Source organism: Pseudolactococcus raffinolactis NBRC 100932 (assembly GCF_001591765.1).
Taxonomy (GTDB): Bacteria; Bacillota; Bacilli; order Lactobacillales; family Streptococcaceae; genus Pseudolactococcus; species Pseudolactococcus raffinolactis.
The window spans coordinates 1-15,371 of sequence record NZ_BCVN01000022.1 but is presented as its reverse complement, the minus strand read 5'-3'; the positions used below and the strand labels follow the sequence as shown (position 1 = coordinate 15,371).

Annotated in this window: 12 protein-coding genes; 10 read left to right on the top strand and 2 right to left on the bottom strand. The window is 40.2% G+C overall.

What is annotated here, in order from left to right; genetic code table 11:
* Positions 1-95: 95 nt before the first annotated feature.
* The 6 genes from nifJ to glmM all read left to right on the top strand — a co-directional run bounded on the left by nifJ (position 96) and on the right by glmM (position 8,187).
* Entirely contained in the window at positions 96-3,764 is a 3,669-nt protein-coding gene (gene nifJ, locus LRA01S_RS07190; protein ID WP_061774961.1) for a pyruvate:ferredoxin (flavodoxin) oxidoreductase, read from the top strand.
* Positions 3,765-3,909: 145 nt separating this feature from the next.
* Complete coding sequence (locus tag LRA01S_RS07185) at positions 3,910-4,281, top strand: hypothetical protein (protein ID WP_144259890.1); 372 nt, start codon at positions 3,910-3,912, stop codon at positions 4,279-4,281.
* A 20-nt stretch (positions 4,282-4,301) separates the two neighbouring features.
* Positions 4,302-4,832, top strand: a complete 531-nt coding sequence (locus LRA01S_RS07180; protein ID WP_144259889.1) for a hypothetical protein — start codon at positions 4,302-4,304, stop codon at positions 4,830-4,832.
* Between the two features lie 89 nt (positions 4,833-4,921).
* Positions 4,922-5,809 carry a diadenylate cyclase CdaA gene (gene cdaA, locus LRA01S_RS07175; RefSeq protein WP_061774958.1) on the top strand — a complete coding sequence of 296 codons (888 nt, stop codon included), beginning with the start codon at positions 4,922-4,924 and terminating at the stop codon, positions 5,807-5,809.
* Positions 5,799-6,758 carry a CdaR family protein gene (locus LRA01S_RS07170; protein WP_061774957.1) on the top strand — a complete coding sequence of 320 codons (960 nt, stop codon included), beginning with the start codon at positions 5,799-5,801 and terminating at the stop codon, positions 6,756-6,758. The genes cdaA and LRA01S_RS07170 overlap by 11 nt, the downstream gene beginning before the upstream one ends.
* Before the next feature lie 73 nt (positions 6,759-6,831).
* A complete protein-coding gene (gene glmM, locus LRA01S_RS07165) occupies positions 6,832-8,187 on the top strand; it encodes a phosphoglucosamine mutase (RefSeq protein ID WP_061774956.1) in 1,356 nt (451 codons plus the stop codon).
* A 129-nt stretch (positions 8,188-8,316) separates the two neighbouring features.
* Here glmM and nox read toward each other — a convergent pair whose 3' ends face one another.
* Positions 8,317-9,645 (bottom strand): H2O-forming NADH oxidase, encoded by a 1,329-nt coding sequence (nox, locus tag LRA01S_RS07160; protein ID WP_061774955.1) that lies wholly within the window; start codon positions 9,643-9,645, stop codon positions 8,317-8,319.
* Between the two features lie 376 nt (positions 9,646-10,021).
* Positions 10,022-10,738 (bottom strand): trehalose operon repressor, encoded by a 717-nt coding sequence (treR, locus tag LRA01S_RS07155; protein WP_061774954.1) that lies wholly within the window; start codon positions 10,736-10,738, stop codon positions 10,022-10,024.
* A 109-nt stretch (positions 10,739-10,847) separates the two neighbouring features.
* On the opposite strand from treR, the gene LRA01S_RS07150 reads away from it, so the two are divergent.
* From LRA01S_RS07150 to LRA01S_RS10795, 4 genes are all read left to right on the top strand, one after another.
* Complete coding sequence (locus LRA01S_RS07150) at positions 10,848-11,720, top strand: Cof-type HAD-IIB family hydrolase (protein WP_061774953.1); 873 nt, start codon at positions 10,848-10,850, stop codon at positions 11,718-11,720.
* A gap of 143 nt (positions 11,721-11,863) precedes the next feature.
* Complete coding sequence (locus tag LRA01S_RS07145) at positions 11,864-12,853, top strand: LacI family DNA-binding transcriptional regulator (protein ID WP_061774952.1); 990 nt, start codon at positions 11,864-11,866, stop codon at positions 12,851-12,853.
* 550 nt (positions 12,854-13,403) lie between these two features.
* A complete protein-coding gene (locus tag LRA01S_RS07140; protein ID WP_061774951.1) occupies positions 13,404-14,900 on the top strand; it encodes an ABC transporter substrate-binding protein in 1,497 nt (498 codons plus the stop codon).
* A gap of 314 nt (positions 14,901-15,214) precedes the next feature.
* On the top strand, positions 15,215-15,371 hold a 157-nt coding region (locus tag LRA01S_RS10795), incomplete at its 3' end, for a helix-turn-helix domain-containing protein (protein WP_156470229.1).

Here is a 15,371-nt window from a genome sequence, read left to right as displayed (position 1 = left end):
AATTACCTCAAAAAAGTGTTAGAATAGAAAAGTATAACTTAGTCAAAGTAAGCATACTCATAGACCTGATTTTAACATCACAGAAAGAGGTAAACATGCGTAAAACAATGGACGGGAACATGGCAGCGGCACATGTGGCTTATGCCTTCACAGAAGTTGCATCCATCTATCCGATCACACCATCTAGTCCCATGGCAGAATACACAGACGAGTGGCAGGCTGCAGGGCGGAAAAATATTTGGGGCGATACGGTCTCGATTAGTGAAATGCAGTCTGAGGCTGGCGCCGCGGGAGCTATTCACGGGGCACTCAAAGCAGGTGCACTTGCGACGACCTATACAGCGTCTCAGGGCTTACTATTGATGCTGCCAAACATGTATAAAATCGCAGGGGAATTACTCCCTAGCGTAATTCATGTGGCTGCGCGTGCGGTGTCGACCAATGCTCTTAATATTTTTGGTGATCAGTCTGATGTCATGAGCGCGCGTGCAACGGGGTATGTCATGTTGGCAGAGTCTTCTGTTCAAGAAGTCATGGATTTGTCAGCTGTGGCACATTTAGCGACGATCGAAGCTTCTGTGCCATTTATGAACTTTTTTGATGGATTCAGAACCTCACATGAACTACAAAAAATTGAGGTTTTAGATTATGCGGATCTGGGTCAACTCATCAATCAAGAAAAGCTGCAAGAATTTCGTGATAGAGCCATGAATCCTGATCACCCGACCGTTTCGGGGACTAATCAGAATGCTGACATCCATTTCCAACAGCGTGAAACGACCAATCGTTACTATGATAAAGTGCCAGCGATTGTCCAAAAATACATGGGCAAGATTAATGATTTGCGTGGCACAGATTATGATTTGATCAATTATTATGGAGCAAAAGATGCGACAGAAGTAATTGTATCAATTGGCTCTGTTGGTGAAACGATCGAGCAGACAGTAGATTATCTAAATTCGCAAGGTCGCAAGACTGGTTTCTTAAATGTGCATCTGTATCGCCCGTTTCCAGCAGAAAATTTCCTTGAAAAACTCCCTAAAACAGTAACAAAAATTGCCGTCTTGGATAGAACCAAAGAACCAGGTGCTGATGGCGAACCGCTTTATCTAGATGTCAAGTCAGTTTTATTTGATCAAGCAAGCAGCATCAAGGTGATCGGTGGCCGTTATGGGATTGGGGCCAAAGACACGACACCAGGTCAAATCGTTGCTGTTTTTGATGAATTGACAAAAGACGCACCTAAAAAACGGTTTACAATCGGAATCACAGATGATGTGACAAATTTGTCACTTGATATGGGACCCTCGCTTGATTTGACACCAAGTTCAACCTTCCAAGCCAAGTTCTGGGGATTTGGTTCTGATGGCACTGTTGGTGCTAATAAATCAGCCATTAAAATTATCGGTAACCATACAGATAAATACGTTCAAGGTGCTTTTGCCTATGACTCTAAAAAATCTGGTGGTTTGACAGTCAGTCACTTGCGTTTTGGTGATACACCGATTAAATCTACCTATATGATTCAACACGCCGATTTTGTCAGCCTGTCAACAGCCAGTTATGTCCATCAATATGATGTCCTAAAAGGCCTTAAAAAAGGTGGCACATTCCTGCTCAATACGGTCTGGACGGATGAGCAGCTTGATCATCATCTGCCTAGTCGAATGAAACGTTATCTCGCTGAAAATGACATTCAATTCTATACCATGAATGCCGTTGAAATTGCGGGGAAAGCTGGCCTGGGTAGACGGATTAACACCGCCATGCAAGTTGGTTTCTTCAAATTATCACAAATCATGCCATTCGATGATGTCTTTAGTATTCTCAAAAAAGATGCGCATGACAGTTATGCCCGAAAATCCATGAAGATTGTTGAGCAAAACTGGCAGGCAATGAATTTGGCAGTGGATGGCTTGCATAAAGTGACCATACCAGCGGATTGGGCAACGGCCAAAGAACCCCAAGCTATTGAAGTTGGCGGTGAAAAAGTGAAGAAATATGTCTTCCAAATCGTCAATAACGTCAATGCGCAAGAAGGTGATAACCTGTCAGTTGGGGATTTAATAGATAACAATATGACAGATGGTCGCATGCCACTTGGCACAACCGCCTCTGAAAAACGTGGTGTTGCCTTAGAAGTACCCGTCTGGGATGTTGACAAATGTACCATGTGTAACGAGTGTAGCTTTGTCTGCCCACATGCAGCAATTCGACCTTTCTTGCTGGATGAAGATGAAGTCAACGAAGCGCCAGAAGGTTATCTCGTTAAAGATTATCGTGGCGCAGATGGCCTTATGTATCGCATCCAAGTTTCTGTAGAAGACTGTACCGGTTGTGGTCTCTGTGTTGAGGCTTGTCCAGCCAAAGGTAAAGCGCTCGAAATGAAACCTTACGAAGAAGTCCGTGCGGAAGCTGCAAACTGGGCATTCTCGATGACGCTGAAAACCAAAGCTAATCCAGCCAAGGCCAACACTGTTATTGGCACACAGTTCAACACGCCATTACTCGAATTCTCAGGCGCCTGTGCCGGCTGTGGCGAAACGCCTTACGTTAAACTCCTCACACAAATGTTTGGTGACCGCATGATGATCGCCAATGCTACTGGCTGCTCCTCTATCTGGGGTGGCGCAGCACCTGTCAGCCCTTACACAACAAACGATGCCGGTCAAGGCCCTGCTTGGTCTAACTCCCTTTTGGAGGACAATGCGGAATTCGGATATGGTATGTGGTTGGCGTCGCAAGCGCGCCGCACAAAGTTAGCCAAGGATTTGACAACTCTGCTTAATGACGTACCAGTACCAGATGAAACAAGAGCCCTGATGCAAGACTGGATTGACCATAAAGACGAATCAGAAGGCACACGTCAACGCGCTGAAAAACTCAAGAGTGTCTTAGCAGACTTAGGTTCAGAGTTTGACAGTATTCGAGCGCGTCAAGATCAGTTTGTCAAACCGACCCAATGGATGATTGGTGGCGATGGTTGGGCTTACGATATTGGTTTTGGTGGGATTGATCATGTCATCGCTTCAGGTGCTGATGTGAACATGCTCGTCATGGATAATGAAGTCTATGCCAATACCGGTGGTCAAGTCTCTAAAGGGACACCACGCTCTGCGATTGAGAAATTCTCAGCAGCAGGGAAAGCCGCAGCCAAAAAAGACCTAGGTTTCATGGCCATGACCTATGGTAATGTCTATGTCGCACAAATCGCCTCAGGTGCTAATAAAATGCAAACGATTAAGACTTTTGAAGAAGCAGAACGCCATAATGGTCCGTCCATCATCATCGCCTATACACCATGTATCTCACATGGTTTACGCGGTGGCATGTCACAAACCATCCGAGAAGCCAAAGAAGCTGTTGAGTCTGGTTATTGGCAACTTTACCGCTATAATCCAAACTTGGAAGATATAGGGAAAAATCCCCTCACGCTTGATTTTAAGAAACCTGATTTTGATAAAATGACAGAGTTCATGACCCAACAAGTCCGATTTGCAAGTCTGCAACGAATCAAACCAGAAGCAGCGCAAGCCTTGTTTGATAAAACAACCGCAGATGCACGACGGAAATTTGTTCGTTATGCCAGAATGTCTGGTGACTTAGATAAATTCCTAGCCAAGGAAGCTAAGGCTAAAGGTGAACAACCAGTCCTTGTTACTTCGGTCAAAGTAGAACGTCCAAAACGTGAAAAAGACCCTGAAGCAGAAGCTCGCCGGGCTGCCAAACGTGCGGAACGTGCCGCAAAACGCACAGGAAATTAACATATTAAACATCGTTCAATGACTGAATGGTGTTTTTTGTTCACTGTCAAATTCATTGCAACTATCATTTGTCGGTGGTCTAGTCCTATGTTATAATAAAGATTAGAAAATGATTTCAAATTAATGAAAGAGGATTGGGTGAAAAATGTTTGTTTATATTTGTTGTTCAGGTGGGATGTCATCCAGTCTATTTTGTATCAAAATGGTGACCGCACTGGAAGCAACCTATCCCGCTTTAAAAGTAAGGTCAGCGCATTTAGATACTGTTATGGCGAGAGAGACCATTTATCGAGAAAAGTATGACTTGATACTTATCTATGGCGGGATTGAAATCATCCGCCCTGAGAATGCTTTCGATCTCAATCAATTGATTGATGTTATTTTAATAGCGCCTCAAGTGGCTTATCTATTGCCTTTAAAACAAGAGATATTGAAGGACTATCCGATTATCATCAAATTAATTGACAAGAAAATATTTGGGACAGTACTGGTGCACAGGCAGCTGGTGATTTATTAGATGAACTTGTCGCCTTGGATTTGGAACGTTCATATTTGTCAGCTACCTTGATCGAGACCAAAAATGCTGATAAAAATATTGAGCTTTTGTTAAATGGGTTGGATCGAAAGGGTGATTGTGCCAAGCAATTGATTCAGTCCTTTGAAGAGATGGGATTAAGAGTTGTACAGGAAAAATATGGTCTAGATACGCTCTATCAATTTCATCCCAAAGCTGATTATGATATCAGGCTTTTGTTTGGCTACAATCATATGTTGGCAGCAGAAGACATGGGCAAACTTTCTCGAAGGATTGATGGTTTGATTTATTTGGAAAGTCCCTTAGAGAATCCCAAGATAAACTGGTTTCAAGACTATCAAATCCCCTTGTTTAAGCTTAGCCGTGATAGTAATTATGGCCAGGCAGTTGAACTGTCTGATATTCAAGACTTCCTTTTAACAGTCGCCCAACGATCAGAAGCGATCAGTGAGACTTACGTTGCTAAATTTGAAGCAGCACCACCTGAAAAGCGCAGACACCATTTTCTAGGGATTTTATCATGGGAAACCTGAGGATCTATTTTCATGCGTCTTAGTTAATAATTTAAATAGAATTAACCCTTTTCCCTGTTAAAAAAAGTCAAAAATGGTAAAATTGAAACATGAATGATTTTAATCAGATTTTTAACCTGCAGTCTTGGCAGGAAATAATTCAGCTGAATCTGACGCCGTGGCGCCTTTTTATCGCCATCGTCGATATCAGTTTGATTACCTTTTTGATTTATAGCGCCTTGCGAAGCGTGCAAGGAACCAAATTGATGACATTGGTGCGCGGTGTCCTCTTATTTATCATGCTCAAAATCATCAGCGGTTGGCTGGGGCTAGGGACTTTCGAGTGGCTCCTGAACCAAGTCATTACTTATGGGGTGATCGCGGCTGTTATCGTCTTTCAACCAGAAATTCGTCGTGGTCTTGAAAGTCTTGGGCGCACCACAAATATTTTTAGTTTTAGCTTATTAGATGATAAGAAGAAGCAATCGAGCAACATTAAAGCCTATGAAAAATCATTCGACTACATGAGCGAGCGAAAAATTGGTGCACTAATTGTTATCGAGCAGTCTCAAACACTGGAAGAGTACATCTCGACCGGGATTAAACTGGACGCCGATATCACCGCAGAGTTGCTCATTAACATCTTCATTCCCAATACCCCCTTGCATGATGGAGCAGTCATCATTCAAGGGGACAAGATTGCGGTGACGTCAGCCTACTTACCCCTAACCGAAAATGGTAAGATTTCTAAGGAATTTGGAACCCGTCACCGTGCGGCGATAGGGATCTCTGAAGTATCAGACGCCATTACCCTGATTGTTTCTGAAGAAACAGGAGGCCTATCGATTACTAAAAATGGTGAATTTTACTCTGACCTCTCTAAAAGTGAGTTTCATGACTTTTTGATCAAAAATCTAGAAGATACTACTAAACCTAAAAAACGAGACAGACTCTTGAAGAAATTGAAGACAAAGAGAGGTCAAGCAAATGAAAAATAAAGATTTCGTGTCATCAAAATTTATCTATGTTCTCGTCAGTTTATTCTTTGCTATTGTACTATTTTTCAATGCCAATGCTGTCTTATTGAAAAATTCTAATGACCGAACCAATGCCTCAGAAACACATTCAACAACCTTATATGATGTTCCGATTGAGCTGAAATATGATCATGATAAGTACTTCGTTTCTGGCTTTGACGGCAGTGCTAATGTTTATTTGACCTCCTATAATTTAGTTCGACTTAATGCAGAAAAATCGCCAGATACGCGTAGTTTCCATCTCGTCGTCGACTTGACGAAAGTCAAAGAAGGAACAGTTGAAGTACCCGTTAGAGTTGTTGAGTTAGCAACAGGTGTCAATGCTCAAGTGGATCCAGGTAATATCTCAGTGACAGTGGAGAAAAAAGCAGAAAAGACCTTTGACATCACGCCTGTTGTCTCTCTCAAGTTGTTGCCAGAAGGCTACCAACTAAAAAATGTCAGCATTGATAAAAATACAGTTAAAGTAACCTCTGGTGCTTCTATTATCACACAGATTGATAAGGTGCAAGCAATTCTGCCGAGTGACGTTATTTTGGATAACAATTACTCGGGTAAAGTCTATCTGCAAGCAATCGATAAGGCAGGTAAAGTATTGCCGGCAAAACTATCGCCAACCTCTGTCAATATGAAAGTGGATGTCGAATTACCACACAAAGATGTTCCGATAGTCGGTAAGATTACGGGTAAAAAAGATGATAGTATCGCAAGTTATAACTTCAAACTGTCTAAAGATACAGCAACTATTTCAGGTGAGCAAAAATTCATCGATGAAATCTCCAGCATCACCGCTAATATTAATGTGGCCAACATTACAAAAGAGACAACAATCAAAGTCCCGCTATCACAAGATAATGTGACGATTTCACCAAATGTGATTGATGTGACGGTTACCCCTGTTAAAAAATAGGTAATGATGGTGATAAAATAAAAAGTAAGTTATAATAGATATAGCAAAAAATAATTGGAAATGAGATAAAAACATGGGTAAGTATTTTGGAACTGATGGTGTACGTGGTGAGGCAAATGTTGAACTAACGCCAGAATTAGCCTTCAAACTCGGTCGCTTTGGTGGCTATGTGCTCTCGCAACATGAGATTGGCACGCCGAAGGTTTACGTTGCGCGTGATACGCGGATTTCAGGTCAAATGTTAGGGTCATCATTGATTTCAGGACTTTTGAGTGTCGGGATTGAAGTTTATGACCTCGGTATCATTGCTACACCTGGTGTCGCCTATCTGGTGAAAAAAGATGGTGTATCAGCGGGAGTCATGATCTCTGCTAGCCATAATCCAGCCTTGGATAATGGCATCAAATTCTTTGGGGCAGATGGCTTCAAACTAGAAGACAGTCAAGAACTTGAAATTGAAGCTTTGTTAGATGCTGAAAGTGATACCTTGCCACGTCCTTCAGCGCAAGGTCTTGGTATTCTGCATGACTATGCAGAAGCAGTTCGAAAGTACGATGAATTTTTGAAAAATACAGCAGAAGGTAGTTTTGATGGTTTCGAAATCACCCTTGATACCGCTAACGGTGCGACGTATACAAGTGCTCGTACGGTTTTTAGTGACCTATCTGCGACAATCAACGTGATTGGTGAAAACCCTGATGGTCTAAATATTAACCTAGGTGTTGGCTCTACTCATCCAGAGAATCTGGCAAAAGCAGTCGTTGCGAATGGCTCAGATTTAGGATTAGCTTTTGATGGAGATGGCGACCGCCTTATTGCCGTAGATGAAACAGGTGCCATTGTTGATGGTGATAAGATTATGTTCATCGTTGCGAAACACTTGCATGAAAAGGGTTTGTTAGCTCAGGACACAGTTGTGACGACTGTTATGTCCAATCTCGGTTTCCATAAAGCTTTGGAAGCTGCAGGTATCAATAGTGTGATTACAGCCGTTGGTGACCGTTATGTTGTTGAAGAAATGAAGAAAAACGACTATAACTTTGGTGGCGAGCAGTCAGGTCATATCATCTTCCTAGATAATAACACGACTGGTGATGGCCAAGCTTCAGCGATTTTACTTGTCAAAGTCATGCGTGAAACTGGTAAAAAACTATCAGAATTAGCAGCACAAGTGACGATCTACCCTCAGAAACTTGTCAATGTGCGTGTTGAAAATAGTATGAAATCGAAAGCCATGGAAGTCCCTGCCATTGCAGAAGTCATCGCTAAGATGGAAGAAAAAATGGCAGGTAATGGTCGTATTCTTGTTCGCCCGAGTGGGACAGAACCTTTGTTACGTGTTATGGCAGAAGCACCAACAGACAAAGAAGTTGATGATTATGTTGATACCATTGTCAATGTTGTTCGCCAAGAAATCGGCATTGATTAAATGGAATTTTAAAATCAGAATCTGTTAGAGGTTCTTTTTTTGTACCTGTCAAATTAAGTATTGAATGGCTGACATCAAAAAACACCCGACGATAGTCAAGTGCTCATCTGTCAGATGTTTTTCAGTTCATTACTTAGCGCGAAGGGCAGCCATTGTAATGTAGTTATAAGGTTGGTTGAAATGTGGCAAGAAGAAGATGTCCAATAGTTTCAATTTATCAATCGTCACGTGTTCTTGGACTGCCAAGCTGAACATGTGGATGTTAGCTGAGATATCCTCAGTCGACGCAAGTTGTGCGCCAACGATACGACGTGATGATTTTTCGTAGACGATACGGATTTTAACCGGTGCATTTTCCTTGATGAAACCAGGTTTTTGTAAGTCTTCGTAGTCAGTGTAGTCAACGTCAATTTCAGCTTTTTTAGCAGCTGCGACAGAAAGACCTGTTGATACCATGTTATAGCCAAAGATTGAGATACCGTTACTGCCTTGTACACCAATGGCATCTAGTTCAGTACCGCCAACATTATGACCCGCAATGATACCGCTACGTACAGCGTTTGTTGCAAGCGCGATATAAGTCGTCGCTTCAAGCGCGTTTGAGTAGATTGTCGCACAGTCACCAACAGCATAAACGCTGTCGTCGCTTGTTTTTTGATGATTATCTACAAGGTAAGCACCATTACGGAAAGTTTCCAAATGGTCTTTACCGAGATCTGAATTCGCTGTGAAACCGATAGCATTGATGACCATGTCAACATCGTAAGTGCCTTTATCAGTCACGAGTTGTTCAACGCGTTTATCGCCTTTGTATTCAGTTGCGAGTTCACCAAAATGGAGCTCAATCCCGTTTGCTTCAAGGTTTTTGTCCATGTGTTGTGTGAATTCAGGGTCGTAGTAAGACGCGAGAGACGTTGGCATGGCGTCAAAGAGGAGGACGTTTTTTCCACGACGTTTAGCCGCTTCAGCAATCTCAACGCCGATGTAGCCAGCACCGATAACGGCAACAGTTTGAACATCATCACGTGACATATCGCGGTCAACTTCTTGGCCTTCTTGGAAAAGTTTCAAGAAGTGCAATCCTTCGAGGTCTTTGCCTGGAATATTTGGAATGATTGGTTTACTACCAGTCGCCAAAATTAATTTATCGTAGCTTTCTTCAGATTTTTCACCAGCTTTATTTTCAAAGTGAACGATTTTTTCATTGAAATCAATACTCGTCACACTTGACTCCATGAAAATTTTAGCGCCTTTTTCACGGAAAGTTGCTTCATTTGTGTAGAAGAGATCTTCATAACCATCAATTTGACGGCCAACCCAAAGTGCTGTACCACAGCCTAGGTAACTAAGGTTTGTATTGCGGTCAATCAAGACAACTTCAGTGCCAGGGTAATTGTCAAGGAGTGTATTGGCAGCAGCGATTCCTGCGTGGTTTGAACCAATAATAACTGTTTTCATAGGTAGTAGGTTTCCTTTTCTTTTTTAGAGGTGCACTTGATACGTTTAACATGAGACAGATTGTGATGAAAATCAGTTGTCCGTAGACAAATTTGACTCATCGTCACTGTCTGAGTGGCCTCTTTTATTTTTGATGACATGGCCCGAGATGACAAGGTCATCTGAACAAATTTTGTTGCTGAAGCTTAATTAAAAGTAATCGTTTCACCTCCGTCTGGATCCGATAATTTTTAAAATTGTGCATTATTTAAGCACATGAGTATTAATAATACCACACTTATTATAAACCATAAAGAAAGCGATTGCAAAAATAGTGAATCGGAAATTGTAAAAAAAGTAGCAAACTTTAGTCAATCTTACTAAAGTTAAAGCAAATTCAACGTTTTTGCCGTCTGGCAAATTCAGTGAACCGGAATTTATCAACTTGATGTCGACTATCCGTGTATTGAAAGACGCTTGCATCATTGAGAAAAACATGGCTTTTGACACTGACGATATGGCGGTCCAAGAGATTCAGGTCCAAGAGTTGCCGATCTTCGTCATTAACGAAATCAATGGTAATTTCTTTCTGAGCGAAGGAAATCTCAATTTTCAGCTTTTTTTCAAGGTAGTCGTAGAGTGAATAAGCGACATCTGTTTTGGTCATATTGGGACAAATATCATATTTGACGAAGTCATGATCAAGCACGACGGCTTCACCGTCAATCTTACGAACGCGTATGATACGCCACACAGGGATTCCGATTTCAAAAAGTGTTTTTGCAGCAAGTTCACTGTCAACTGTGATTTTGTCAAATTTGATGACTTCAGTGACACTTTCAAATCCGAGTGAATTTTGTAGTTCCTTGTAGCTGGTTAAGCCAGAAATCGGAAAATTAAGTTTGCTAGAAGCAATAACCACAGAGCCTCGCCCTTTTTGTTTCTGAATTAACCCCTTTTCTTCCAAAATTTTCAGCGCTTGGCGAATCGTTGCTCTACTGGCGTAGTAGATTTTGACCAATTCATTTTCACTAGGTAGGAGATCGTTTTCCTGATAAGTCTTATTTTTTATTTTGTATTCCAAATCGTGTAAAATTATTTCATATTTTTTCATATCTTTATTTTACCAAAAATCAGTGTAAAATATGTTAAAATTAAGGGGAAACGTTTACAAGTTAATTTGAATAAACAGAATTTTAAGGAATGGTGGTAAAGAAAGAGACATGATTCAACTTATTGTATCAGATATGGATGGCACACTGCTCAATGATAGTATGGAAATTTCATCAGAAAATATTGCAGCAATCAAAAAGGTACAGGCAGCAGGGCTTGAGTTTGTAGTTGCAACTGGTCGCTCAATTGAAGAAGCACAGCCAATTTTGCAAGCTGCTGGGATTAAATGCCGCTATATTACATCAAACGGTGCGCAAATTTTTGATGAAAATGGTCAAAATATCTTTACCGTTGGTATTGAAAAGAAAAAACTTGCTTTAACAATGTCAATATTACGTCATCATCAGATTTACTTTGAGCTCTTTACAGATCATGGTGGCTATACAGAAAATATTGACGATCGGATTGCTAGTGTGGCACACTGGCTAAAAAGTACATCACCTAATTTATCAGAAGCTGAAGCCATTGAGATTGCAGAAAGTCACATGACTACCTTGCCAATTAACTTCGTGGCTGATTTCAAAGAGGTTCTGGAAAATCCTGAGGTGACGGTTTTGAAAATCTTCGCGATGGGTCAGATTGATGATCCTGCGTTGTTGTTGGCTAAAGAAGAATTATCACAGATTACAAATCTTTCAGTGACCTCATCAGGTGCCAATAACATTGAAGTTAATCATGAGTCGGCTCAAAAAGGTCGATCACTCCAAAAAGTGACAGAGTTACTAAACCTTCCCTTGTCAAATGTTGCAGCGCTAGGCGACAATTTCAACGACATGAGCATGATTGAAGCGGCGGGTGTTGGTATCGCGATGGCAAATGCTGAAGCAGAAGTTAAGACAATTGCCAAATATGAGACAGTGACGAATATTGACAACGGTGTGGCTTATGCTATCGACCGTATTTTAGCGGAAGAATGGCAGTAAATCAAATGTAAAGAACGTTAGCAGCGTTTTTTTATATTAAGATGGGAGCGCTATCAGATAAAAAGAGACTTTTCGCTTTTTTTTCGTTATAATAGTAAAGATAGAGTACACAGATGATTGCATAGAAAAATAGGTAAAGCAAGATGACAAAAATAAGCGATGTTGCTGAAAAAACGGGCTATTCGATTACAACCATTTCCAGAGCGATAAATGATCATCCTTATGTTTCCGATAAGACAAAGAAGAAAATCTTTGATGCCATGAAGGAATTGGATTATTATCCCAACAATGTTGCCCAACAGCTGAGAGGCAAAGGAACAAAATTGATAGGTGTGATTATCTCCTTTGTAATCAATCCTTTTTTTACTTACTTGGTTGATGCAATTGAGAAAGCGGCTTATCAAGTCGGGTACCAGATTGTTATTTTGCAGACATTGGAAGAACCTGAGCGTGAAAAAAAATTTATCGAGTTGCTGAAAAAACGTCAGCTGGATGGCTTAATCATGACCAGTCTTGATGATGATAGCCCAGAAGTCTTAAAACTCATTGAGGCGGGAAAAATTGTTGTCTGCAATCGTTATTTAGGTGAGCAAAATATCGCACTGATTCATGTTGACGAAAAAAAGGCGACCTATGAGGCAACCTATTATTTGCTTTCTAAAGGCCATCGGAAAATCGGCTATGTGACAGGTAACAGAGGGAGTATGTTACCTGTAGATCCACGTTTTGAAGGGTATGTGCAGGCACTGAAAGAGTTTGATATTGAACCAAATTCAAATTATATCTTTCCGAGACGGCTAACGATTAGCGACGGAAAAAGTACGTTAACAGATGTTTTAGCCCTAGGAGAGGAGCGACCTGATGCGCTTTTAGTTATCAGCGATGAAGTCGCCTCAGGGATTCTAAGTCAATGTCATCTATTGAATATTAAAGTACCGGAAACTCTAGCGATAATTGGCTTTGATGACCAACCGATTGCGGAGGCCTTGTATCCAGGATTGACAACTGTTAGGCAACCGATAAAAGAGATGGGTGAGTATGTGGCGGCGCTTATAATTGCTAATATTGAACACCGTGAACACCCGGAAAGGCCAGAGTTAAATACAAAATTAATTATCAGAGGAACAGCCTGAGATTTTCAGCTGTTTTTTTAGAATCAAATATGAAAACGTTTATCATAATAATGGTTTTTTTCTGAAATAAATAATTTGAAATAAAAGTATCAACAGTAAAACTAGGATGCTGTCTTTTGAAAAGATATTTAAAATAATAAATTTCAAGTTTTTAATGATATAGTATGATAGTAAGATGATGGCAGTAAAGAATAGTTAGTGGCATATTTTATAAAAAACACGTTATTTAAATGGGGACAGAGGATGGAGAGATACAATTTCTACTTTTTGACCTAGTTTGAGTTTATCAATAAAATATATGAAAAGGGTTGATATAAAAATGAAAGTATAGTAAAATTCATCTATAAGCAAATGAAAACGTTTGCAAAATTGATGGAGAGGAGATTCAGAAACAGTTTTCAGAATTTTAAACGACAGCTCAATTCTATCTCAGCTAGCAGGATAGAAATGAAACAAGGATAAAATCTCGCGGTTTATGAAAACGGTTGACAGAAAAGTTTAGATGTAATATTTGTGATAATTACCATTCGTATTTTTAAGGAGAATTAGAATGAAAAAATGGCAAAAGTTAGGTTTAGGTTTGCTGACAGTGGCAGCAGTAACGTCATTGGTAGCATGTGGTAATACAGGTTCAAAAGGTGGTGGAGATGATTTCTTATACGTCTTTAATGGCAAGGGAGAAATCGCTGACCCACTCAAAAAAGTTGTAGAAGAATACGGTAAAGAAAATAATATTAAGGTTAAAACTTATACTTTATCTGTTGGAACAACCAATGGTAATGAAGTCCAAACGACAGAATTTGGCTCTAAAACACCACCGACTATCTTCTCATCAGGTACCCTCACTAACTGGGGACCTGATTCAGGCGATTATATGCAAGATATCAATAAAATTGATAATGCTAAACTTAAAAAATTGGCAGATGAGATTCCTGCAGCCCAACGTTTAACAGCTAAAAACGGCGAAAACTTCGGCTTGCCTTATAATATCGAAGGCTATGGTTATCAAGTTGATAAAAATGTCTTGAAAGATTTGTTTGTTGGCGATACAGATACCTTGTTAGCAGACTTGAAAGCTGAACCTGACTATATATCGTGGCAAAATTTTGTCAAAGCAGTTGATACTTACATCAAAGAAGGTACAGTCTCTACCGTTACTGTTAATGGTCATCCTTATACTTTTGTAGCTGAGAAAAAAGGGTTAGCAAAAGAATTGAATGGTGTTTTCGTTGAATCTGGCGCTGAACTTTGGACTTACCAAAACCACTGGGTATCATTCCCACTCAATACAGTCTTTGAAAATGTATCTGCAGCTTACTATGCCAAAGGTGATGAAGGCATTAAAGATGCAAAAGCAGCCCTCAAATCTGAAATCAAAGGACTAGACTTTGAATATTCTTACATGGCCGGTAAAAATGGTGCCGTTAAACGCGGACCAGATTTTATTGATAGTGCTACGGGGAGCTATGATGCATCACTCGCAAACTTTGTCGCACATAAAGGTTTATTCTTAAAACAAGGAAACTGGATTTATCCGAACCTTTTAAAACTTGATAAAGGCATCATTGACACGATGGATTTGATTCCAGTAAAATGGCCAGTCCAAAATAGTGACATCAAAATCAAAGAACGAGATCCGAAACTTTTTAATACAACAATTCCAGCCTTCGTACCAAACTACTTTATCATCAATAAACAAGCAAGCAAAAAACAACAAGAGATTGCAGCTGACTTCCTTGCTTGGCTTTATACGTCTGACCGTGGTAAAAAATTCCTCAAAGAAGAGGCTGGTTTTATCATGTATAACGATTTGAAAGACACAACATCGCCAAATAAACTTAATAATGCAGTTGCAGCTTATGTCGCAGCAGGTCCGACACTTGGCAATCCATTTGATGGCACACCAGGTTCATTCAATGATACCATTGGTGATTTCTTGAAGAAAAACTACATGACGAAAGAAAAATGGACCGAAAAAGACTACGACGATTATGTCGATAAATCAGTTAAAACTTGGGTGGACTTCAAGGAACAAAGTGGTCAATAATTAAATGTTACTGCTAAAGCAGTCTTGGCTACCCGTATTGTCTAACGCAGTACGGGTGTTCAAGTTTATCAGCCTTATCAGCTTATCTTTCGTATCTTCTAGTGATGTTCGAACTGAATCAAGGAGAGTTTAATGTCAAAATTATATAAAAAATGGTTCTTTCCATTTGTTTTGCCTGCCTTTGCCATCTTTCTGATTGTTGTTTTAATTCCTTCGCAAATTGTAAAATGAAGTTAGCCACCTTGAGAGAATGAAAAAGCACCCTGAAATGTTAGACTTGTAGTTGCTAGAAAACAAAGTCGAAAGGTTTCATGATGCAAAACAATTATACTTCAAAAGGTAAGCATTTAACAGAGTCAGAACGTCTCCTTATTGAACGTTGGCACAATAAGGAAAAAATCAGTAATCGAGAAATCGCTTATCGTCTTGGTAAATCCCCTCAAACGATTCATAACGAGATACAACGAGGAA

What these genes read in the sequence shown, in the direction of transcription:
- nifJ (WP_061774961.1), top strand. Translation starts at nt 96, where the DNA reads ATGCGTAAAACAATGGACGGGAACATGGCAGCGGCACATGTGGCTTAT.
- LRA01S_RS07185 (WP_144259890.1), top strand. Translation starts at nt 3,910, where the DNA reads ATGTTTGTTTATATTTGTTGTTCAGGTGGGATGTCATCCAGTCTATTT.
- cdaA (WP_061774958.1), top strand. Translation starts at nt 4,922, where the DNA reads ATGAATGATTTTAATCAGATTTTTAACCTGCAGTCTTGGCAGGAAATA.
- LRA01S_RS07170 (WP_061774957.1), top strand. Translation starts at nt 5,799, where the DNA reads ATGAAAAATAAAGATTTCGTGTCATCAAAATTTATCTATGTTCTCGTC.
- glmM (WP_061774956.1), top strand. Translation starts at nt 6,832, where the DNA reads ATGGGTAAGTATTTTGGAACTGATGGTGTACGTGGTGAGGCAAATGTT.
- nox (WP_061774955.1), bottom strand. Translation starts at nt 9,645, where the DNA reads ATGAAAACAGTTATTATTGGTTCAAACCACGCAGGAATCGCTGCTGCC.
- treR (WP_061774954.1), bottom strand. Translation starts at nt 10,738, where the DNA reads ATGAAAAAATATGAAATAATTTTACACGATTTGGAATACAAAATAAAA.
- LRA01S_RS07150 (WP_061774953.1), top strand. Translation starts at nt 10,848, where the DNA reads ATGATTCAACTTATTGTATCAGATATGGATGGCACACTGCTCAATGAT.
- LRA01S_RS07145 (WP_061774952.1), top strand. Translation starts at nt 11,864, where the DNA reads ATGACAAAAATAAGCGATGTTGCTGAAAAAACGGGCTATTCGATTACA.
- LRA01S_RS07140 (WP_061774951.1), top strand. Translation starts at nt 13,404, where the DNA reads ATGAAAAAATGGCAAAAGTTAGGTTTAGGTTTGCTGACAGTGGCAGCA.